This is a genomic window from Amycolatopsis xylanica (assembly GCF_900107045.1).
In the GTDB taxonomy this organism is placed as follows: Bacteria; Actinomycetota; Actinomycetes; order Mycobacteriales; family Pseudonocardiaceae; genus Amycolatopsis; species Amycolatopsis xylanica.
Genome location: NZ_FNON01000002.1, coordinates 315,006 through 334,771, shown reverse-complemented (window position 1 = coordinate 334,771; position 19,766 = coordinate 315,006). Strand labels below are relative to the sequence as shown.

The following is a 19,766-nucleotide window of genomic DNA, read 5'->3' as shown; positions in this document are numbered from 1 at the left end:
CCGCAAACCGTAGCGGTCACCGCGCGTGTTTTCGCGAGGCACGCGGTGAACGTCACGTCAGTGCAGCAGCAGGAGCACCTGGAGTTCACCGACCAGGCCGCCGATGATCGCGCCGACCGCGATCAGCTTCCATTCGTCCTGCTTGAACGCCGGCCGGAGGATGCCCTCGAATTCGATCGGCGTCAGCTGCTGCATCTTCGTGACGATCGTGTTGCGGACGTCGAGCGCGCCGGTCGCGTAACCCTCGACGTGTTTGACCGTTTCGGGCAGATATTCGATGGCCTTGGCGGCCGCGGCGCGTTTCATCTGCTGGTATTCCTTGCCGCCGACGGTCAGCGCGACGATCGGTTTCGCGATGCTGGCCTGCTGGTCGATCGTGCGCTGGACCTCGCGCTGGATCATCGCGAACAGCCGGTCCGACTTCGGCCCGGTGAGCACGGCCTCCATCACGTTGCGGACGGTCAGCACCTCTTCGGCGATGAGCGCGCCGTAGTCGGCGGCGACCTGGCGGCGGCGTTTCTGGAACATGCCCTGCCAGCGGAAGAAGCCGAAGCCGCGAGGCTCGCGCGGGTAGAAGATCATCTTGAGCGCGAGCCAGTCGGTGACGAACCCGGTCACGAAACCGAAGATCGGCATGATGATCGGCTGCTTGGTCAGCGCCCAGGCGACGAACTGCACGAGGCCGATGACGAACCCGAAATAGATGCCGGACCTGGCGATGAACTTGAACTCGGGCGCGGCGACGTCCCTGATCAGGCGGCAGGTCAGCGCCTTGTCGCGAACCATGGCCTCGATCAGCATCGAGTTGACGTCGAGCACCTCGTCGATGTTCGTCGAGATCTCCCGCATCAGCCGCTCGACGACCTTGGGCGCCTGCGCGCGGACCTGGTTGACCAGCATCTGCTGCGCGCGGGCGGGCAGGAGCTCCCAGAGCCTGGGCTGATGCTGCTCCATGACCTCGCGGGTGACGTCCTCGACGGCCTTGAGTAGCGGTTCCTCGAGCTCCTCGACCATGCGCTGCGGGTCGAGCCTGGAGAAGATCTCTCTCGGGTCGACCAGGTTCTTGGTCAGCAGGTCGACGGCGGTGGTCGACATCCGCCTGGCGTTGGCCGGGATGACGCCCTGCCAGCCGAGAAACGGCTTGATGCCAACGAATTCGAGCGGCTTGAACATCATCTCGATGGCCACGCGCTTGGTCAGGTAGCCGATCAGCGCCGCGATGAACGGCATCGTCAGATAGACGTGCCAGTGCGCGCCGATGTCGTCGAGGATCGCCTGGACGTTCACGACGACCTCCCTTACGGCCCGTCAATACCGTGGAGCATGCCATGGGCGTCCGGAGTGGACCAAACGTCGTAATGCATCCGTTTGGCGGTACGAGAAAATGGGAGGTGCATCACTAGAGTTGCGCAATGGTCGCTGCTGACACCTCTGAGAAGTCCGCCGAACCTGCCCACTTCGCCGTCGCGGTGCGCGGGTACAACCAGAAGCAGGTCGATGAGCGTCTAGCGAGCCTGTCGGCCGAACTCAAGACGACCTCGCGCAACCGTGACGAGGCCGTCGCCACCTCCGGTGAGCTGTCGAAGGCGCTGAGCTACGCGCAGAAGGAGCTCGCCGACGCCAAGGCCGCGCTGGTCCGCATGACCGAGAGCCCGTCCGGCGCGGGCGCCATGGCCGAGCGCGTCCGCATGATGATGCAGCTCGCCGAGGAGGAGATCGCCGAACTCAAGGCGAGCGCCGACGCCGACGCCGCGTCCACCCGCGAAGAGGCCGACAAGTACTCCCACGAGAGCCGCCGCGCGATCGACAAGCTCACCAGGGAGCGCGCCGCCGAGCACGAGCAGCTCATGGCCGACGCCCGCGCCGAGAACCAGCGCCTCGCCGACGAGGCCAAGGCCTACCGCGAGAAACTCGACGACGAGGCACTCGAACGCCGCCACGCCGCCGACAAGAAGGCCACCGACGAACTCGCGGCCCGCATCGCCGAGACCGAGCGCGCGGCCACCGAGCGCATCAAGGCGCTCGAATCCGAGGCCGCCGCCAAGCTCGCCGACGCCAACCGCCAGCTCGCCGAGGCCGAGGAACGCCAGCGCGTCACCCTCGCACTGAAGGCCAACGTCGCCGACCGCCTGGCCGCCACGGACCTCGCGGTCCAGGAGGCCATCCGCGCACTCGCCCCCGGCGAAGACATCCCACCCAAGCCCGCCCCCAAGACCCCCGCCAAACCCGCCCCAGCCCCCGAAGCCGCCAAACCCCGGTCCTGAAACCCCGAAAGGGGCGTTCGTCAGGTCCCATGCCCCGAAAGCCACTTCCGTCAGATGCGATCTGACGAAAGTGGCTTTCGGGCTATCACACCTGACGAACGCCCCTTTCGGGGTTCGCTGGGCCCCAACGCCCCAGGTCCGAGGCCTCGCGCCAGCCAAAAAAATCCCAATGTGGCTTTCGTCAGCTCCGGGCACGCCAATGTGGCGTTCGTCAGCTGAAACCTGACGAATGCCACATTGGGATTTTTTTCCTGCTCGGGGGCTGGTCAGGAGGCGGCGGGGGCCTCGACTCGGTGGACGGCGTCCAGGAGCTCGGCGACCGTGGGGTCGTCGACGGCGTCCTTGATGCAGCGCCAGAGCTCGAGGTTGGCGCCTGCCCAGCGTGAGTAGGAGGCGGCGGCCTCGGGGTTGTAGAAGTAGTAGCCGTCGTCGTGGACGTCGGCCTGCTCGCCGACGATCTTGTGGGCCAGCTCGCGCAGGCTCAGGTTGTTCTCGCTCAGGTAGCGGTGCGCGAGCACGACCGGGGTCACCGGCAGCGCCTTGAACAGCGTGTCGGCGTCCGAGAGTGCCTGCGCCTCCAGCGAGATGTGCGGGCCGCGGTTGGCCATCTCGGCCTCGTCGACGAGTTCGTCGATCCAGCGGGCGACCGCGGGCTCGACGCCGGCCTCCAGGAGGATGCCGAGGCGGAGCTCGCGGCCTGCCGCGGCTGGCGAGTTCTTCAGCACGATGTAGTTCACGTCGTGGACGAGCGCGGCGGTTTCCACGACCGAAACGTCCGCACCGTTGCATTGCGCGAAGCCGACCGCTTTCGTGCGGACGAAATTCACGTGGTGCCAGCCGTGGAATGGCAGGCTCTCGGCGTACTTCCAGCACAGTTGATGGACACGTTGTTCGACGATATCGATGATCGAATTCGACACCGTGCTCTTGTGGGCGCGCATACACCTCTCCGATCCCGGCCGGTTTCTGGCAGACGGGTGGAGTAATGGTAGGCGTATTCGACGCCGCTGTGTAGCCGCGGGTAGCTAAATTCGCCTGGCTAGGTCCCCCAATCGGACCTCAACCGGAACATGCCGGTGACTGATCCTTGTCGCAGGGTCATAAGAAAGGCTCGATTCGCGCACCGCCCGCGACTTGACCAGGAAGGTCATCGCGTCCTCGGCGGCCGTCGGTATCCGGTGGAATTCGTCGGCCTGCAACGATCCCGACGCGCCGACCAGGCACACCGTGCGCTGGCGCAGCGTCGCCGAGGAGATGAGCCCGGTCCCGGGATCAAGTTCCGCGTCATATCTCTCATGGACGTAGTTACCGCGGAGGATCGTGGTGCAGAAGTGATACCTGTGATTGTGCACCGAATCGGCGTAACCATGCCGCCAGTCCTGCTGGGGTTTGTATTCGTGCAGCCAGAAGGAGAACGGATCCTCCGGGCGGTCCAGCAGGCACCAGGCGAAATGCGTGGTCGTCTCACGCGATTTGCTCGCGACGGTCAGCGCCGGTTCCGGCTGCAGGGTGCGCACATGCCTGCGCAATGCCTGCCGAAGTCCCGGTTGTGCCGCCCAAGGCCGAAACCAGTCATCGACGGCTTGCCAGTTGTCGGTCAACGGGAATTCGGCGTCGCGTAGCTGCATCGCGAGTTGGTCGAGTACGGACACACGGGTGAGCAAGACGATCAGCTCCCCAGCTCGGCGATGGTGGAGAACTCCCGGCGGAAGGTGTGGAACTTGGCCTCCAGTTCCAGGAACTGCTCCTCGGTCAGGGTGTTGCCGGTGATCTTTTCGAACAGGGCGAGGAAATCGCGGCGGCTGGTGTCCGGGGTGATCAGGAATTGGCGGCCGGTGCGTGAGTTGCACACCCGCAGGAACTCGGTGCGTTCCATGTTGTACATGAACGAACCCTCGGTGAACCGCAAAGTCCTCGGGTAGAGCGTGCTCGCGCCCCCGATGTCGCTGTACAGCGTCAGCCAGACGCTCTCGTCGAACATCTCCAGCCGGTCCAGCGGCGGGTCGGCGACCACGGTGATGTCGACCTGCGCGCACCGGCTGCGTGCCAGGTAAAGCCCGACCAGCCCGATGGAGATCTCTTCGTGCAGGCGGGTTTTGATGGACTCGTAGTCCACGCCCGCTTCTTCGCGCCGCAGCAGATAACGCGCACGCCCGTTGATCGAACTGGCGTCACGCGGATCCGCGATCACCACGCGAAGTTCCCGCTCGGTACGGGAAAGCAGCAGCCGCGCCGCCGCGTGCCGTCCCGAGAACCCGCGGAAGAAGTACTGCCGGGTGGCGTTCAGGTCGGCCATCATCACCCGGTTGAACTTGGGGTCCGGATGGGTGGTCGCCTCGAAAACGTCGGTGGGGAAGAACTCGTTGTTCAGCGAGCGGTATTCCGCACTGAGCTCCTGCAGCGCGCGACGGCTCTCCTCGATCACCGGCGCCACCAACGCCCGTTGTGACGCACTGGCGGTGATCAGGGTCTGTCCGAAGCCGACCACGGCGGAGATCAGCGTCCCGGTGCCGAGCGCGTTCAACAGCGTTTTCGCGGCTCCGGCCGTCATCGAGCTGGAAATCCACAGGCTCGAGCCGGAGATCACGACCAGCACCAGTAGAAGCAGGTTCGTTCTGGTCCAGAAGATCTCTTGCAGTGGGCTACTGCGGAGCCTTTTGGCTTCCGCGGACACTTCGGTCACCTCCTCCATGGCCACCCGAACGGACGAGTGCTGAGAGTGTCTGTTCGAGCGCGGGGAGTTACTCTACGCTTTGCGTGTTAACCGCGAAATAAGAAATTCGGGCGACTGTTGCCGGTCCGCCAAGTTACCGGTTGCAACTTGCACTCTGCGTGCAAGGTAATCCTTACTGCAGAGGCGATCTACCAGGCGGCGGCCCGTGTCATTGACACGGGTGCACTGGCTACAAGATCGTCAGCACCCAGTGTGACCAGGAAAATCATCCGGACGGCCTAGCCACAGCGCGTGGTCAAAGCCCTTGTGTGACCCCGTTTTCGCCGATCTTCAGTTCGGCAGGACGTCGGTCACCTTGACCTTGAGTTCAACCTTAGACGACTTGATCTGGATCATTTCCCGCGAGTCGAACCGGGCGGTGGTCCCGGTCAGGGCAGCAGTGTGAAAGCGTCAGCGTGTCGTGGACGGACGACCGTGAAGTGCCGCCGATCCAAGGTGGCCACGGTCTTCACGCCGAACCGTTCGGCGACAGCGATGACCGACGCGTCGGCGGTGCCAAGTGGCAGATCGCCGTACTTTTCGATCAGGTCCGCGACACGGGCCCGGTCGGGACGGGTCAGCGACACGACTTCGATGGCGCCGCTCACCGTGTCACGGATGAAGGCGGCTTCCGCTTGAGGTCCGCAGCGCGTGCCGAGCAGGTAGCCGATCTCCCCGAGCAAGGGTTCGGGCAAGAACAGTGGTCCTCTGACAGTGGCCAGTAGCTCCGCACATTCGGCATGTCGATCGTCGTTGGCGTTGATCATCGCGATGATCGGGCCGGTGTCGACAACGATCACGCTGTGCGGGCCTCCCCGTCGCCGAGTTCGTGGCGGGCGATCTCCTTGGCTCGGGTGCCGAGATCAGGCGTGGCGTGACCCATCCCCATGGAGGAGAAGACGCGACGGGGTCGCGTGTCTTCACTCTCGTCGACGAGACTCTGCAGCAGCTCTCTGGCCAGCTGTACCCGATCTTCGGGCACCGCCTCCAGCAGCCGTCGTGCGTCGTCTCTCACGCTCATACGACCCAGTGTATCGCTGGTGCGTTTGAGCAGCTCAGAACTGGTAGTACAGGAACGGGCTGAAGGTCCCGGTCGCGACCAGGATCGCCGCGTACACCAGCCCGACCGTCATCACGCCGATCCGCAGCGCGTTGGCCGGACGGCTGCGCGAAGACTCCAGCAGCGGCCCCGTCACCGGATGAGACGGCAGGAACACGATCACCATCGCCGCCAGCAGGATCACCACGCGCTGGTTGGTCACCGTCGCCTCGACGACGTCGCCCAGGCCCGTGAAGTCCGGCAGCAGCATGTGGCCGAGCATCCCGAGCGCGTGCGCCAGGTCCACCGACTTGAAGAAGACCCAGCCGATCACCACCAGCACCAGCGTCAGCGCACGACGGCCGATCCGGGCCGCGGCCGAAGCGGGGGTCGTGTCGTAGCCGAACGCGCGCTCGATGATCAGTAACGCGCCGTGGTACATGCCCCAGACCAGGAACGTCCACTGCGCGCCGTGCCAGAAGCCCGTGAGCACGAAGACGATGCAGAGGTTGCGGTACGTCTTGGCGGCGCCGTGGCGGTTGCCGCCGAGCGGGATGTAGACGTAGTCGCGGAACCAGCGCGACAGGGACATGTGCCAGCGGCGCCAGAACTCGGTGATGGTCACCGCCGAGTACGGCCTGGCGAAGTTCTCCGGTAGCCGGAAGCCGAGCATGCGGCCCAGGCCGATCGCCATGTCCGAGTAGCCGGAGAAGTCGAAGAACAGCTGGAGTGTGTACCCGGCCGCGCCCAGCCAGGCGGTCGCGAAGGTCATCTGGCTGGGCGGGGTGGCGAAACAGGCCTCGACCATCGGGCTCAGCGAGTCCGCGATGATCGTCTTCTTGCACAGGCCGAGCGCGAAGCGGGGGAAACCTGCCGCGATGTCGTCGAGGCGGTGGGACCGCTGCTGGGGGAGCTGGTCGGCGATCTCGCGGTAGCGGACGATCGGGCCGGCCACCAGCTGGGGGAACATCGCGATGTAGGCCGCGAACGACACGATGTCGCGCAGCGCCCTGCGCTCGCCGCGGTAGATGTCCACCACGTAGGAGATGTGGTGGAAGGTGTAGAACGAGATGCCGATCGGGATGACCAGGTTGGCCACCGGGAAGTTGCCGCCGAACAGCTGCGCGAAGGCCGCGATCTGCTGGGTCGCGAAGCCCGCGTATTTCCAGATGACCAGCACCGCGACGTCGAAGGTGATGACCGCGATCAGGAGCTTGCGGCGGAACGCGTGCCTGGTGTCCCACTCGTTGGGCTCGAGCGAGCGGCCCGCGAAGAAGTTCACGAGCATGCAGGCCAGCAGCAACAGCAGGAACGGGCCCGCCCCGGTGGCGTAGAAGATGAGGCTGCCGACGGCCACGATGCCGTTGCGCCAGCCACGCGGGAACACCAGCACGGCGAGCAGTACCGCCGGCATGAAGTACCACAGGAACAGTGGCGAGACGAACGACATCGGCGCGGATCCCCCTTGACCTTTCCCGGTGACGATAACGCCAGCACTTGCTAGCCCGTGGCGAAGGTTGGAGTCTTGACGCTGAAGCCGTCGAAAGCAGGGGAGGCCCCATGAGTGAGCCGTCGACCCGTGGACTGGACTGGTGGCGTGGCGACCGTGCCAGATGGGTGGAGCTGTGCTTCACAGCGTCACCCGACGAATCCGCCGCCGACCTGCATGCCGCCGCGCGCGCCGCGGTCTTGCGGGAGCTGTTCGAAGACAGCACCGATGAGGACGCCGACTTCCTCGTCTACCTGCTCGCGCAGGAGACGCTGATGCACCAGAGCGGCTGGTCGTTCAGCGACAGCATGGGCATGGCCGCGCTGCTGGTGGCCGAGCGCAAGCGGCTTGCCGACGTCTTCGCGCTCTGGAACGCCAAGAACGCCAATTTCGACACCATGTTCGGACTCGACTCGGAGCTGTTGTTCGCGCCTGGGGTCGAAGAGACCATCGTCTTCGTGGAAGCGTCCGATGATCCCGCGCGTGACGGCATCATGCGCTACGTCTCGGGCACGTCGCTGCCCACCGATACCGAGGTCAGCGCCAGGATGGCAGGCCTGCGGCACTACCACACCGCTTGAGTCAAGATCGGGATTTAGCGGGCTTTATCCCGGGCAAAGAGCGCCCGGGATAAAGCCCGCTAGATACGGCCGGCGATGCGGCGGCGGCGCGCCACCTCGGCGAGCAGGACGCCAGCCGCGACCGAGGCGTTGAGCGACTCGACGCCCGCGGCCATCGGGATGGACACGGTCGCGTCGCAGGTCTCGCGAACCAGGCGCGACAGGCCGCGGCCCTCGGAGCCCAGCACGACGACCAGCGGATCGGCCGCCAGGTCCAGCTCGTCGATGTCGACCGAGCCGTCGGCGTCCAGCCCGACGATCATCAGGCCCTGCTCCGCCCACGCCTTGAGCTGACGGGTCAGGTTGGTCGCCACCGCGATGGGCAGCTTCGCCGCGGTGCCGGCGCTCGTGCGCCACGCCACGGCCGTCATGCCCGCGCTGCGCCGCTCGGGCAGCAGCACGCCCTGCGCGCCGAACGCGGCGGCCGAGCGGATGACCGCGCCGAGGTTGCGCGGGTCGGTGACGCCGTCGAGCGCGACGAACAGCGGCGTGTCGCCGGAGTCGCGCGCCACGGTCATCAGGTCGTCGGGGTGCGCGTACTCGAACGGCGGCACCTGCAGGCCGAGGCCCTGGTGCATGGCGCGGCCGGTCTTGCGGTCGAGCTCCTCGCGCGGGATCTCCAGTATCGAGATGCCCTTGTCGCCCGCCAGGCGCACGGCCTCGTTGACGCGGTCGTCGACGTCGATGTTCAGCGCGACGTACAGCGCCACCCCCGGCACGTCGGCGCGCAGCGCCTCGACCACCGGGTTGCGCCCGGCGATCAGCTCGGGCCGGTCGGCCTTCTTGGCGCGGGCCGCCTCCTGCCTGCGGTTGGCCGCGTTGGCCATCTTGTAGGCCTTGTGGTTCGGGCGGTCCTCGGCCTTGGGCGTGGGGCCCTTGCCTTCGAGACCTTTACGCCGCTGCCCACCCGAGCCGACGACCTGGCCCTTCTTGGTACCGGGCTTACGCATAGCGCCCTGGCGCCGGGAATTGCCTGCCATGTCTCTTCTACGCTTCTTTCACTGTCCATTTAGGACCGTCGGGGGTGTCTTCCACCGCGATGCCCGCCTGCAGCAGGCGGTCACGCGCGGCGTCGGCGCGGGCGAAGTCGCGCGCGGCGCGCGCTTCCTGCCGCTCATTCAGCAGGCCTTCGACGATGTCGGACAACGCCTGCTTGTACGGCGCGTCAGCACCGCTTGCCTCGGACCACCGCGCCGAAAGCGGGTCCAGACCGAGCACGTCGACCATGGCGCGCACGGAGGCGGCGATGTCGAGCGCTTTGGAAGTATCAGCGCTGTCCAGCGCGGCGTTACCTTCACGCACTGTGTTGTGCAGCACGGCGAACGCGTGCGGGGTCGCCAGGTCGTCGTCGAGCGCCTTCGCGAACTCGGCGGGCACCTGCCCGATCGTGACCGCGCCCGCCCGCCGCAGGAACTGCTCGACGCGCCGGTAGCCGGTCGCCGCCTCGGACAGCGCGCCGTCCGAGTACTCGATGTTCGACCGGTAGTGCGGCTGGATCAGGTAGTAGCGCAGCTCGGGCGCCCGGTACTTCGCCAGCATCGCGGGCATCGCCACGGTGTTCCCGAGCGACTTCGACATCTTCTCGCCGGACAGCGTCACCCAGGCGTTGTGCAGCCAGAACCTCGCGAACGGATCGCCTGCCGCGTTCGACTGGGCCCGCTCGTTCTCGTGGTGCGGGAAGATCAGGTCGATCCCGCCGCCGTGGATGTCGAACTGCGGGCCGAGGTACGTGGTGGCCATGGCCGAGCACTCGAGGTGCCAGCCGGGCCTGCCGTCGCCCCATGGCGTCGGCCAGGACGGCTCGCCCGGCTTGGCCGCCTTCCACAGCGTGAAGTCACGCGGGTCGGTCTTGCCCTCGCCGAGGCTCTCGCCCTGCTGCATGTCGTCGGGCCGCTGGCCGGACAGCGCGCCGTAGTCGTCGAACGACTTGACCGAGAAGTAGACGTCGCCACCGGACGCGTAGGCGTGGCCGGAGTCGATGAGGCGCTGCATCAGCTCGATCATCTGGGTGACGTGGCCGGTCGCGCGCGGCGCGATCGACGGCGGCAGGCAGCCGAGCTGGTCGTAGGCGTCCTCGAAGGCGCGCTCGTGCGTCGCGCCCCACTCCCACCACGGCCTGCCGGCGTCGGCGGCCTTGGCCAGGATCTTGTCGTCGATGTCGGTGACGTTGCGCACCAGCAGTACGTCAAGTCCACTGTGGACGAGCCAGCGTCGCAGCACGTCGTAGTTCAGCGCGCCGCGCACGTGCCCGATGTGGGGGATGCCCTGGACGGTGGCCCCACACACGTAGATGGACGCCGTTCCGCTCACGGCGGGATGGAACTCCCGCACGCTTCGGGTCGCCGTGTCATAGAGGTGAAGAGCCACTCCGAAATGGTACGGGTTCGGCGTGAGCCGTGTCGCACCCGCCGAGGTTAGGAGCCCAGGTGGGCACGCAGGGCGCCCAGCAGAGCGTCCGGACGCTCCGCCGTCGGCAGCGGATCGACCAGCGCGAACTCGCAGCCGATGGCCCGTGCGCCGCCGTCCGCGTCGACGTGGTCGCCGACCATCAGGGTCTCCTCGGCAGGCACGCCGAGCTTGCCGACCGCGATCCGGAACACCTCCGGCTGCGGTTTGATGGCATTGACCTCGAACGACAGGACGAACTCGTCGATGTAGGCGTCCCAGCCGCGGCTGCTGAACGCTGGCCGGATGTCGAAGGCGATGTTGCTGAGCACGCCGACCTTCAGCCCGCGCCCGGCCGCGGCCTTGAGCACGGCCTCGGTGTCGGGGTACGGGGTCCACTGGGTGGGATCGATCAGCCGGTTGTAGAGGGCCTCGGCCTGGTCCGGGCGCGGCACGCCGGACTGCTTGAGCACCTCGAGGTAGACCTTGCGGTGCAGCCCGGGGTCGAGGTCGCGGTTCTCCCAGGCGTGGGTGTACTCGTCGTTCAGCTCGACCACCTTGCCGACCGGGGCGGTCATCCGCCGCATCAGCTCGGTCTGCGCCTCCAGGTCGAGGCGCGCGCCTTCGGTGTCGGTCAGGTCGGCCAGCCAGGTCTCGTCCTGCTCAAGCCGGAAGAGGGTGCCGGAGAAGTCGAACAACACAGCCCGAATCGTCACATCATCCAGCGTAATGGTTCGGACCACTCAGAGGGCGAACGGAACTATCTTGTCCACGATGACGCGTATCACAACGCAGAGGTCGTCGAACTCGTCCGGCTCCTTGGGTATGCCGGTGTACTTGATCGAAAGCTCATTCAGGAACTCTTGAACATCGTTCTCCGTGAATTCCGCACGGCCGCGCACCTCGGCGGACCGGTAAGGATTTTCCACATCGAACACGGAAACGCTGACCATCGGCCGGGCCGCGATGTTACGCCCCTTGATGTTGTTCCGTTGCGTACAGAACAACACTGTGTCACCTTCGCGTTTGGCCCAGACAACGGAAGAGTGCGCGCTGCCGTCCTCGCTCACCGTCGCCACGACCGGAAAGTTCGGTGCGTCGAATAGGGCACTTGTCATCTCGTCGAAAATGACCGCCATAGTCCGCGAGCGTAGCCAACCAACACCCCCGAACACTGCCCCCTATTTCGGACAAAAATCGGCCAATCGTTGATCAAGAACGCAGCAGCAGCGCGGAGGCGATGGCCGCGATTCCCTCACCGCGCCCGGTGAGCCCGAGTCCGTCGGTCGTGGTGCCCGCGACGCTGACCGGCCCGCCCGCCGCCTCGCTGAGGACCCGCTGGGCCTCGTCCCGGCGTTTTCCGATGCGCGGAGCATTGCCGATCACCTGAACGGTCGCGTTGCCCAGCCGCCAACCGTCCGCTTCGACGCGGCGGCGGACCTCGGCGAGCAGCACCGCGCCGTGCGCGCCCGCCCAGCGCGGGTCGGCGGTGCCGAACACCGCGCCCAGGTCACCGAGGCCCGCGGCGGACAGCAGCGCGTCGCACAGCGCGTGTGAGGCGACGTCGCCGTCGGAGTGCCCGGCGCAGCCGTCGACGCCCTCCCAGAGCAGTCCCGCGATCCAGCAGTCCCGTCCGGCTTCGATCGGGTGGACGTCGACGCCTTGGCCGATCCTCATAGCGTTTTCTCCTGACTTTCCGCAGCCAGCAGCGCTTCGGCCAGGCGGAGTTCGAAGGGGGTGGCGACGCGCATCGCGTCGGGGTGGCCTGGCACGGTCCTCGCGCCGGCGGGGAGCACGAGCATGCCTGTCGCGTAGGCCGCGCGCAGTGCCGCCTCGGTGAATCCGGCCGGTGTCTGGGCTGTTCGGAGCAGCGTGCGGTCCAAGGTGCTGATAATCACATTCGACGCGCCGACCGCCTTGACGGTGTCGGACATCGGCAACACGGGGACCGCGACCGGGCTCTCGGGGCCGACGGCGGCGGCGACCGCCTGGATCACCGACGGCGGCGTGAACGCGCGCAGCGGATCGTGCACGAGATAAACGTCATGGCCCGGTTCGATCGCTTCGGGCACGGAGCCGGGCACCACCCGGCAGCCGAGACCTGACAAAGCGTCCCCGAACATGACTACACGCCGTGCTGGGGCTGCCACGACGACCGAATCCACGTATCCGGAGTCGAGCAGCCCGCGCACGGCGTGCGTCAAAATAGGTTCACCATGGACCGGTGAAAGCACATCCGTTTCACCGGTGACATGAGCGACAGCGTCGACAATCGCGACAGTGGTGTTCATTGTGCGCGATCGTAGCCATGAGCTACTGGATGCTCATGCGGCCTTAGACTGTCGCGGTTTCCAGAACTTCGTCGAGGAGGACTTCAGCCTTGTCCTCGTCGGTGCCCTCAGCGAGAGCGAGTTCACTGACCAGGATCTGCCGCGCCTTCGCCAGCATGCGCTTCTCGCCTGCTGACAAACCGCGGTCCTTCTCTCGCCGCCAGAGGTCTCGCACCACTTCGGCCACCTTGTTCACATCGCCGGAGGCGAGCTTCTCGAGGTTGGCCTTGTACCGACGAGACCAGTTGGTGGGCTCTTCGGTGTGGGGAGCGCGCAGTACGTCGAAAACCTTGTCTAGTCCTTCTTGCCCGACCACGTCACGTACGCCGACGATCTCGGCGTTGTCAGCGGGCACACGAACCGTAAGATCCCCTTGCGCGACTTTGAGGACGAGGTACTTCTTTTCCTCGCCCTTGATCACGCGGGTTTCGATGGCTTCGATGAGTGCGGCACCGTGGTGCGGGTAGACGACGGTCTCTCCGACCTTGAAAACCATGTGTCCTCTGCCCCTTTCGCTACCCCTATCCTATCACGGGGTGCCAGGGGGCACCTAGCGACCCGCATCCGTCGTCGCAGGTCAGCGGCCTGTTGGCAGTCCGCCCGGGGTTGACAAGCCCGTAATCACCATGCTCATGCAGGTGGCGGCGAACGGTTCGGCGCGACCTGGCGAATCCATTGTGGACATCGTTGTCCGCCAGTGGATCTTCGCTCGAACGAGCACCGGGTTCCGCGCGGCGCGGGGCGCCCGGCTAGTCTTCGCGGTGATTCAGGCGTTGAGATCGGAAGGACTCTGACGTGAGGCTGCAGAATCGCCGCGTGTTCGGCGTGTCCGCGCTTGCTCTTGGCGCGGCGCTGGTGCTGGGCGGGTGCGGAGCGGGCCAGCTCACCCAGACCGACAGCCAGCAGCCGGCGGTCAACGGGACGCACGGCGAGGCTGGCAAGCTCTCGCTGCGCAACGTCGCGTTCCAGTTCCCGAAGGCGGGCGCCTACGCCAAGGACGCGTCCGTGCCGCTGAACGCCACCATCGTCAACAACGGCTCCGCCGACGACGAGCTCGTCGCGGTCGCCTCTGACGCGACCGGCCCCGGCGTGATCGGCGGCTCGAAGGTCATCGTCGCGGGCCACGCGCTCGTCGTCGCCGCGCCGGACGTCTCGATCGAGCCGCCCGCCGTGTCCGCGACCCCGACGGCCACCTCGTCGTCCGCGCCCACCACGACGCCGACCTCGACCGGCAAGTCGTCGCCCGCCACCTCCTCGTCCTCCGCGGAGAGCACGCCGGCCACCACCACCGCGCCGCCGTCCGCGCCCGCGAAGCCGGGTGAGGCGACCGTGACGCTGCCGAAGCTGAAGTCGCCGCTGTGGCCGGGCATGACGCTGAAGGTCACCTTCACGTTCAAGCTGTCGGGCACCGTCACGCTGGACGTGCCGCTGGCGCCCGCGCCCCACGATCGCACCGAAGCCCCCAAGGGGCCGGAGTCGAAGCCGGCCGAGGGTCACTGACCGTTTTTGTCGGTGCGGGTCGTTAGCCTGCGCTGGTGGTCAAAAAGAGCACGGTCTCCTATCGCTGCGGCGAGTGCGGGTACGAAGCGGCCAAGTGGCTGGGACGCTGCCCGGAATGCCAGGCGTGGGGCACCCTCGAGGAGCGGAGCGACACCAAGCCCGCGGTAGCCAGGCTGGGACTCAGCCTGCCCAACACCCCTGCCCGCCCGATCGCCGAGGTCGACATCGAGGCGGCGCGGGCGCGGGAGACCGGGGTGTCCGAGCTCGACCGGGTGCTCGGTGGCGGGCTGGTGCCCGGCGCGGTCGTGCTGCTGGCGGGCGAGCCCGGTGTCGGCAAGTCGACTTTGCTGCTCGAGGTCGCCTACCAGTGGGCGGTGCGCGGCGGTGACTTCGGGCCTTCGCTGTACGTCACCGGCGAGGAGTCGGCCGGTCAGGTGCGGCTGCGAGCCGAGCGCACCGGCAACATCAACGCGGGGATGTACCTGGCGGCGGAAAGCGATCTCTCGGCCGTGCTCGGGCATGTCGACGCGGTCAAGCCGGGCGTGCTGATCGTCGACTCGGTGCAGACCATGGCCTCGCCGCAGGTCGACGGCGCGCCGGGTGGCGTCACCCAGGTCCGCGCGGTCACCGCCGGGCTGGTCGCGGTCGCCAAGGAGCGCGGGCTGCCGGTGATCCTGGTCGGCCACGTGACGAAGGACGGCTCCGTCGCCGGTCCGCGAATACTGGAGCACCTCGTCGACGTGGTGCTCCAGTTCGAGGGTGACAAGCATTCGACGCTGCGCCTCGTGCGCGGGGTGAAGAACCGCTTCGGCGCCGCCGACGAGATCGGCTGCTTCGAGCTGCGCGAGGACGGCATCGTCGGCGTGGCCGACCCGTCGGGGCTGTTCATGAACCGGACCTCGGAGCCGGTGTCCGGCACGGCGATCACCGTGACGGTCGAGGGAAAGCGCCCGCTGCTCGGCGAGGTGCAGGCGCTCGTCTCGTCCACGTCGATGCCGCAGCCGCGCCGCGCGGTGAGCGGGCTGGACGCGTCACGGGTGTCGATGGTGCTCGCGGTGCTGGAGAAGCGCGGCGGCGTCAAGATGGGCGACAAGGACGTCTACACGGCCACCGTCGGCGGCATGAAGATCACCGAGCCCGCGATCGACCTCGCGGTGGTGCTCGCGCTGACGTCCTCGGTCCAGGACGTGCCGATCTCGCCGCGCCTGGTCGTGGTCGGCGAGGTCGGGCTGGCAGGCGAGGTCCGGCGCGTGCCGAACGTCGGCAGGCGTCTCGCCGAGGCCGCCAGGCTCGGCTTCACGCACGCGCTGGTGCCGCCGGATTCGGGCAAGCTCCCCGACGGCATCCGCGTGCTGGAGGTCGGCGACGTCGCGAGCGCGCTGAACGCCGCCAACCACGCGCGCTGAAACCGGGATAAAGCGGGCTTTATCCCGGTTTGGTGGTGGTCGTCGTGGGAATCGGCGGCCGCTCGAGGATCATGGTCTTGTAGTAGGACTCCCGCAGCGGGGTGCCCGCCTTGTAGCCGTCCGCGTCGTAGACGGTGGTGATGCTCTGTGAGAGTGGCAGCCCGGTGCTGGTCTGGAGCACCACCTTGGTCCGCTCGTTCCCGCGCTCGAAGATGTACGTGGTCCGGTCGTTTTCGGTCCTGGTCACGAAGCCGGGCACCAGGCTCAGCGTCCGCGCGAAGAGCATCCGGTGGTCCGCTCGCAGCCTGCCCGAGGTCAGCAGGTCGACGATGGTCCGGAAGGTGAAGACGTCGATGTCGGTTTCCGGCCGCGGCTTCACCTTGCCGAACCACGCCTGGATCTGCTCGTAGAGCCAGGTCGGGTCCTGCCGCAAGGACGCCAGGAACGCGGGGGTCGGGTTGGTGAAGCTGCCGGGGCCACCATCGAGCGGGGCGTATTTCTCGGTGACCTCCGGCGGCCCGTCGGCGGGCTTGGCGTTCGCGGTGGCGCTGTCCGGCCCGGGGTAGGGCAGCGTCCGCCCGGTGGAGGTTTCGCGGCGCAGCCACTCCTGGCCCGGCACGTCGGGGAGCCACAGTTCGATGGTGGTCTCGTAGCGCTGGCCGTACACCGGCGAACCCCACCGCTGCTCGTAAAGGAAGCGGAACTCGCCCGGCTTGAGCGGGGCGTCGGGTTTGACCACGCCGGTCGAGCCCAGCTCCAGCAGCGACGGTTCGCGCGCTGGTTCGCCGGGGAGGTTCGACACCGTCACGATCCCGCCGGCGAGCACCACGACGGCCGCGGCCGCCGCGACCCAGGCCCACGTCCGCCGAGGCTTCGCGTCGGGCACCCGCTCGGCGGGTGCGGCGCCTGCGGCCCGCAGCAGCGTCGCGCGCGCCGCGCTGAGGTCGGCCGAAGGGGCATCGGCGTGCAACGCGTCGAGCGCGTCGTCGAGTTCGGTCTCGGACCAGACCTGGTGCAGGCTGGCGTCAGACATGACTCGATCCTTCCTCAGTGGACTGTCCTTTGTGTACCCGTGGAGCCTGAACCCGCAGTCTCCGCCTGATCCGATGTAGTCGTGATCTCACCGTGCCAGGCGGTAAACCGAGCGCTTCGGCCACTTCGGACGGTTCGAGCCCCGCCCACGAGACGAGCAGCAGCACATCCCGGTCGGCCGGGTTCAGGTCCGCGAGCGCACCGGCCAGCTGCGAGGCTTTGACCTGAGCGTCGACCTGCTCACTGACCCGGCCGTCATGCCCGGCGATCACGGTCTCGCTGGCATTCGCGAGCCGCGCGGTCGCGGTGAGCCCGCGCACCTCGGTCCGCAGATGCTGCCGCAGCAGATTCGTCGCGATCCCGTACAGCCACGAGCGCGCGGTACCGAGCTCCGGCTGATAAGAGTCCCGCCGCCGCAGCGCGACGAGGAACGTCTCGGCGACGAGATCATGCGCGGTCTCGGGCCCGACTCGGCGCGTGAGGTAGCGGTGCAGTTTCCCGGCGTGACTGTCGAAGAGCAGGCTGAAAGCCGGTGCCGGGTCCGGTCCGCCCAGGTCGGGGCGGTCGGGGCCGGGCACCGGCTCGGCCGGGTCGTGCGCTGCGGTGATCACCTGCATGCAGCGTATTGGCCGATGCGGCCTCAAGCGTTCACGGACGGATTCCCATGCCGTCGACCACCGCGTAGGTGTAGGTCTGAGAGCTGTAGCGCCCGCCGGGGCCGACATCGCCCGCCAAGCCGACCACTTGCCCGTTCTCGGGCGACAGATACACCGTGATCTGGTTGTTCGGGGTCATGACGTTCGTGAAGGCGACTGCTCGGTGCCCCGCGCTCCAGCCGTTCTCGTCGATGATGGTCCCTGGGATCATCGCCATCAGCTCGCAGAGCGCGTGCCGGGCGTCGGCGGGTGCGGGTGCCGTCAACAGAGTGGCGATCTTTCCGACGGGGCTCGCCGATCCGTGCTTGAATCCCTGCAGGTAGACCAGGATCTCCCGGGGATCGCGGGGCAGCGAGTCGAGGGCCCGTTGCCTGGATATCCCGTCGAGCAGCAGCGGATCGAACTGGCCGAAGAAGCCGTCGGCGCCGACCGCGGTGCCGTCCCCGTGGTCGGCGGGCTCCGTTCGCACGATTCGCTGCCATTCGTCGTGCCGGTCGGCGGGTACCCACAGTTCGGTGATCTGGTGGGTGGTCGCGGTAAAGGCTTCGACGTGGACATGCAGGTACTGCCCTGGCCGCAGCTTCAGGTCGGTGAAGTGGGCGATCGGGACGCGGCCGTCATTCCCCCTCGAAAGGACGACCGCTGTCCCGACCGCGGCCACCGCGGCGGCGGCCGCCGCCAGTGGCAGCAACCGGCGCCGGGGGATCGGCCGGACGGCTGCCGGAGATGTCGTGACGAGCCGGCCGGACGTGGCGGCGCGGAGCCGGGCGAGCCCGTCCGCGTAAGCGCGCTCCGACATCTCCGGCGGCTCGGGTAATAAGGCGTCGACCGCGATCTCGACGGGATCAGGCATCAGGGGGCTCCTCGGAAAACAGCGAAAGCGAGTCCGACAACGCCTCGCGAAGGGTGTGGCGGGCCCGGTGCAGGCGAGTCCGTGCCGTCGTGACGTTGATGCCGAGCGCTTCGGCGGCCTCAGCGGGCGTGAAGTCGGCGAGTGCGATGAGCATCAGCACGTCGCGCTCCTCGGTGCGCAAACCCGCGAGTGCGCCCGCGAGCCGGTTGGCGGCGTTGGCCGCGTCGACTCTGGCGGCGGCCAGTGCGTCCGGCGGATCGCCTTGCACGCTTCGGGCGTGCTCGCGGGCCAGCGCGCGCAGGCCGCGGACTTCGCCGCGCGTGTGGTTGCGCAGGAGGTTGGTCGCGATCCCGTAGAGCCACGCGCGTGCGGTGCCGCGCGTGGCGTTGTACCTCGCGCGCTGGCGCCAGGCCTGCAGAAACGTCTCGGCGACCAGGTCGTCGGCCGTGGCGGGGTCGAGCCTGCGGGCCAGGTACCGGTGCAGCGGTCTGGCGTGCGCCTCGTAGAGTGCCGTCAGCACGTCCTCGGTGAGTATGCCGACGCCCGTCATGGTCATGCCTGTCTGTTAACCGCTCGGGTCGCGAGCGTTCCGGGCCATACCTTCGTCGTGGGCCGGTCAGGTGATTCGGAACCGTAGGGTGAGATCTTGCCCTGATCATTCCCTTGTTCGACGGTAACCAACAACTGTCACTTCTGGGGAAGGACAACCAATGGGTCGCGTCAGAATCGCGGCGGTGCTCGTCATCGCCCTCTCCGGCCTGCTAGGGCTGCCGGGCCTGTCCAGCGCCGGCAACCGGGATACGAAGATCGTCGTCGAAGCTCCCGATTTCGTGAAGGCCATGGCGCCGCCCGCGAAGGTGGACGGGATCCACGCGTCGGCCGTGCTCAACATTCAATATCAAGTACAGGAGACCGGTTACTGGTGCGGGCCGGCCGCGACCAGGATCGCGCTGTCCGCGAAAACCTCGAATCCGCCTTCGCAGGGCACGCTCGCCTCGCAACTCGGCACCACAACCAATGGTACCGACTGGATCGGCCAGGTCACCGGTGTGCTGAACCGCGACCTCGGAACCTCTTACTACGAAACGAAAGAGATGCCGAACGACCCGCCGACGCAGGCGCAGCGGGACCTGCTCTGGCGTGATATCACGCTCGACATCAACAACGGCTGGGCACTCGTCGCGAACATCGTCGCGCCCGCGAACAACCACCCGCCGGGCTACCCGAACTACACGATCTACCATTACTTCACGGTCATCGGCTATGACAGCTCCGACATGACCGTCAAAATCGCCGACCCCGCCAATTTCGGCGGGAACAAGATTTACTGGCTGACGTTCAATCAATTGGCGACGCTTATTCCGCCGAAGGGCTATTCGGCGTAAGCCCGGTGGCGGCGGGTTCGCCCGCCGCCACCCGGTTGGCGCAGTGACCAAGCGTGATCTTTTGTCAGATACATTTCACATGGTTGCCAACCAG

The 19,766-nt window shown here is 67.2% G+C and carries 23 protein-coding genes; 5 read left to right on the top strand and 18 right to left on the bottom strand.

Annotation, left to right across the window (positions count from 1 at the left end; all coding sequences use genetic code 11):
* Positions 1 to 57 precede the first annotated feature (57 nt).
* Entirely contained in the window at positions 58 to 1,287 is a 1,230-nt protein-coding gene (locus BLV57_RS09225; protein ID WP_091288229.1) for a DUF445 domain-containing protein, read from the bottom strand.
* A 125-nt stretch (positions 1,288 to 1,412) separates the two neighbouring features.
* Here BLV57_RS09225 and BLV57_RS09220 point away from each other — a divergent pair, with 125 nt between their 5' ends.
* A complete protein-coding gene (locus tag BLV57_RS09220; RefSeq protein WP_091288228.1) occupies positions 1,413 to 2,264 on the top strand; it encodes a coiled-coil domain-containing protein in 852 nt (283 codons plus the stop codon).
* A gap of 266 nt (positions 2,265 to 2,530) precedes the next feature.
* Here the strand turns inward: BLV57_RS09220 and BLV57_RS09215 are convergent, their stop codons facing one another.
* The 6 genes from BLV57_RS09215 to BLV57_RS09190 form a co-directional block, all read right to left on the bottom strand.
* Positions 2,531 to 3,205 (bottom strand): HD domain-containing protein, encoded by a 675-nt coding sequence (locus BLV57_RS09215; protein WP_091288227.1) that lies wholly within the window; start codon positions 3,203 to 3,205, stop codon positions 2,531 to 2,533.
* Positions 3,206 to 3,289: 84 nt separating this feature from the next.
* Positions 3,290 to 3,928, bottom strand: coding sequence for a hypothetical protein (locus BLV57_RS09210; protein ID WP_091288226.1), 639 nt, complete (start codon positions 3,926 to 3,928; stop codon positions 3,290 to 3,292).
* Between the two features lie 5 nt (positions 3,929 to 3,933).
* Entirely contained in the window at positions 3,934 to 4,956 is a 1,023-nt protein-coding gene (locus tag BLV57_RS09205; protein WP_176968552.1) for a hypothetical protein, read from the bottom strand.
* A gap of 410 nt (positions 4,957 to 5,366) precedes the next feature.
* A complete protein-coding gene (locus tag BLV57_RS09200) occupies positions 5,367 to 5,777 on the bottom strand; it encodes a type II toxin-antitoxin system VapC family toxin (protein ID WP_091288225.1) in 411 nt (136 codons plus the stop codon).
* Positions 5,774 to 5,998, bottom strand: coding sequence for a hypothetical protein (locus tag BLV57_RS09195; protein ID WP_091288224.1), 225 nt, complete (start codon positions 5,996 to 5,998; stop codon positions 5,774 to 5,776). Before BLV57_RS09195 ends, BLV57_RS09200 begins: the two co-directional genes overlap by 4 nt.
* Positions 5,999 to 6,032: 34 nt before the next feature.
* Positions 6,033 to 7,466, bottom strand: a complete 1,434-nt coding sequence (locus BLV57_RS09190) for an MBOAT family O-acyltransferase (RefSeq protein WP_091288223.1) — start codon at positions 7,464 to 7,466, stop codon at positions 6,033 to 6,035.
* Between the two features lie 110 nt (positions 7,467 to 7,576).
* Here BLV57_RS09190 and BLV57_RS09185 point away from each other — a divergent pair, with 110 nt between their 5' ends.
* Positions 7,577 to 8,086, top strand: a complete 510-nt coding sequence (locus BLV57_RS09185) for a hypothetical protein (RefSeq protein WP_091288222.1) — start codon at positions 7,577 to 7,579, stop codon at positions 8,084 to 8,086.
* 59 nt (positions 8,087 to 8,145) lie between these two features.
* On the opposite strand, the gene rlmB is transcribed toward BLV57_RS09185, so the two are convergent.
* From rlmB to BLV57_RS09150, 7 genes are all read right to left on the bottom strand, one after another.
* A complete protein-coding gene (gene rlmB / locus BLV57_RS09180; RefSeq protein ID WP_091288221.1) occupies positions 8,146 to 9,105 on the bottom strand; it encodes a 23S rRNA (guanosine(2251)-2'-O)-methyltransferase RlmB in 960 nt (319 codons plus the stop codon).
* A 7-nt stretch (positions 9,106 to 9,112) separates the two neighbouring features.
* Positions 9,113 to 10,492: a cysteine--tRNA ligase gene (gene cysS / locus BLV57_RS09175; RefSeq protein ID WP_091288220.1), complete on the bottom strand. Its 1,380-nt coding sequence runs from the start codon at positions 10,490 to 10,492 to the stop codon at positions 9,113 to 9,115.
* Positions 10,493 to 10,539: 47 nt separating this feature from the next.
* Positions 10,540 to 11,226: an HAD family hydrolase gene (locus BLV57_RS09170; protein WP_091288219.1), complete on the bottom strand. Its 687-nt coding sequence runs from the start codon at positions 11,224 to 11,226 to the stop codon at positions 10,540 to 10,542.
* 27 nt (positions 11,227 to 11,253) lie between these two features.
* Complete coding sequence (locus tag BLV57_RS09165) at positions 11,254 to 11,649, bottom strand: PPOX class F420-dependent oxidoreductase (RefSeq protein WP_091288218.1); 396 nt, start codon at positions 11,647 to 11,649, stop codon at positions 11,254 to 11,256.
* A 73-nt stretch (positions 11,650 to 11,722) separates the two neighbouring features.
* A complete protein-coding gene (gene ispF, locus BLV57_RS09160) occupies positions 11,723 to 12,187 on the bottom strand; it encodes a 2-C-methyl-D-erythritol 2,4-cyclodiphosphate synthase (protein ID WP_091288217.1) in 465 nt (154 codons plus the stop codon).
* Positions 12,184 to 12,801 (bottom strand): IspD/TarI family cytidylyltransferase, encoded by a 618-nt coding sequence (locus tag BLV57_RS09155; protein ID WP_091288216.1) that lies wholly within the window; start codon positions 12,799 to 12,801, stop codon positions 12,184 to 12,186. The genes ispF and BLV57_RS09155 overlap by 4 nt, the downstream gene beginning before the upstream one ends.
* A gap of 43 nt (positions 12,802 to 12,844) precedes the next feature.
* Positions 12,845 to 13,336, bottom strand: coding sequence for a CarD family transcriptional regulator (locus BLV57_RS09150; protein WP_004559016.1), 492 nt, complete (start codon positions 13,334 to 13,336; stop codon positions 12,845 to 12,847).
* A gap of 299 nt (positions 13,337 to 13,635) precedes the next feature.
* Here BLV57_RS09150 and BLV57_RS09145 point away from each other — a divergent pair, with 299 nt between their 5' ends.
* Complete coding sequence (locus BLV57_RS09145; RefSeq protein ID WP_091288215.1) at positions 13,636 to 14,340, top strand: copper chaperone PCu(A)C domain-containing protein; 705 nt, start codon at positions 13,636 to 13,638, stop codon at positions 14,338 to 14,340.
* A gap of 35 nt (positions 14,341 to 14,375) precedes the next feature.
* Positions 14,376 to 15,746 (top strand): DNA repair protein RadA, encoded by a 1,371-nt coding sequence (gene radA / locus BLV57_RS09140; protein ID WP_091288214.1) that lies wholly within the window; start codon positions 14,376 to 14,378, stop codon positions 15,744 to 15,746.
* 19 nt (positions 15,747 to 15,765) lie between these two features.
* Here radA and BLV57_RS09135 read toward each other — a convergent pair whose 3' ends face one another.
* From BLV57_RS09135 to BLV57_RS09120, 4 genes are read right to left on the bottom strand one after another with little or no spacing between them, the layout of a single operon-like run.
* Positions 15,766 to 16,779 carry a hypothetical protein gene (locus tag BLV57_RS09135; protein ID WP_091288213.1) on the bottom strand — a complete coding sequence of 338 codons (1,014 nt, stop codon included), beginning with the start codon at positions 16,777 to 16,779 and terminating at the stop codon, positions 15,766 to 15,768.
* Positions 16,772 to 17,395: an RNA polymerase sigma factor gene (locus tag BLV57_RS09130; RefSeq protein ID WP_091288212.1), complete on the bottom strand. Its 624-nt coding sequence runs from the start codon at positions 17,393 to 17,395 to the stop codon at positions 16,772 to 16,774. The genes BLV57_RS09135 and BLV57_RS09130 overlap by 8 nt, the downstream gene beginning before the upstream one ends.
* 31 nt (positions 17,396 to 17,426) lie before the next feature.
* Positions 17,427 to 18,287: a hypothetical protein gene (locus BLV57_RS09125; protein WP_091288211.1), complete on the bottom strand. Its 861-nt coding sequence runs from the start codon at positions 18,285 to 18,287 to the stop codon at positions 17,427 to 17,429.
* Positions 18,280 to 18,843 (bottom strand): RNA polymerase sigma factor, encoded by a 564-nt coding sequence (locus tag BLV57_RS09120; RefSeq protein WP_091288210.1) that lies wholly within the window; start codon positions 18,841 to 18,843, stop codon positions 18,280 to 18,282. The genes BLV57_RS09125 and BLV57_RS09120 overlap by 8 nt, the downstream gene beginning before the upstream one ends.
* A 283-nt stretch (positions 18,844 to 19,126) precedes the next feature.
* Here BLV57_RS09120 and BLV57_RS09115 point away from each other — a divergent pair, with 283 nt between their 5' ends.
* Positions 19,127 to 19,672: a C39 family peptidase gene (locus tag BLV57_RS09115; RefSeq protein ID WP_425425985.1), complete on the top strand. Its 546-nt coding sequence runs from the start codon at positions 19,127 to 19,129 to the stop codon at positions 19,670 to 19,672.
* Positions 19,673 to 19,766: the final 94 nt, after the last annotated feature.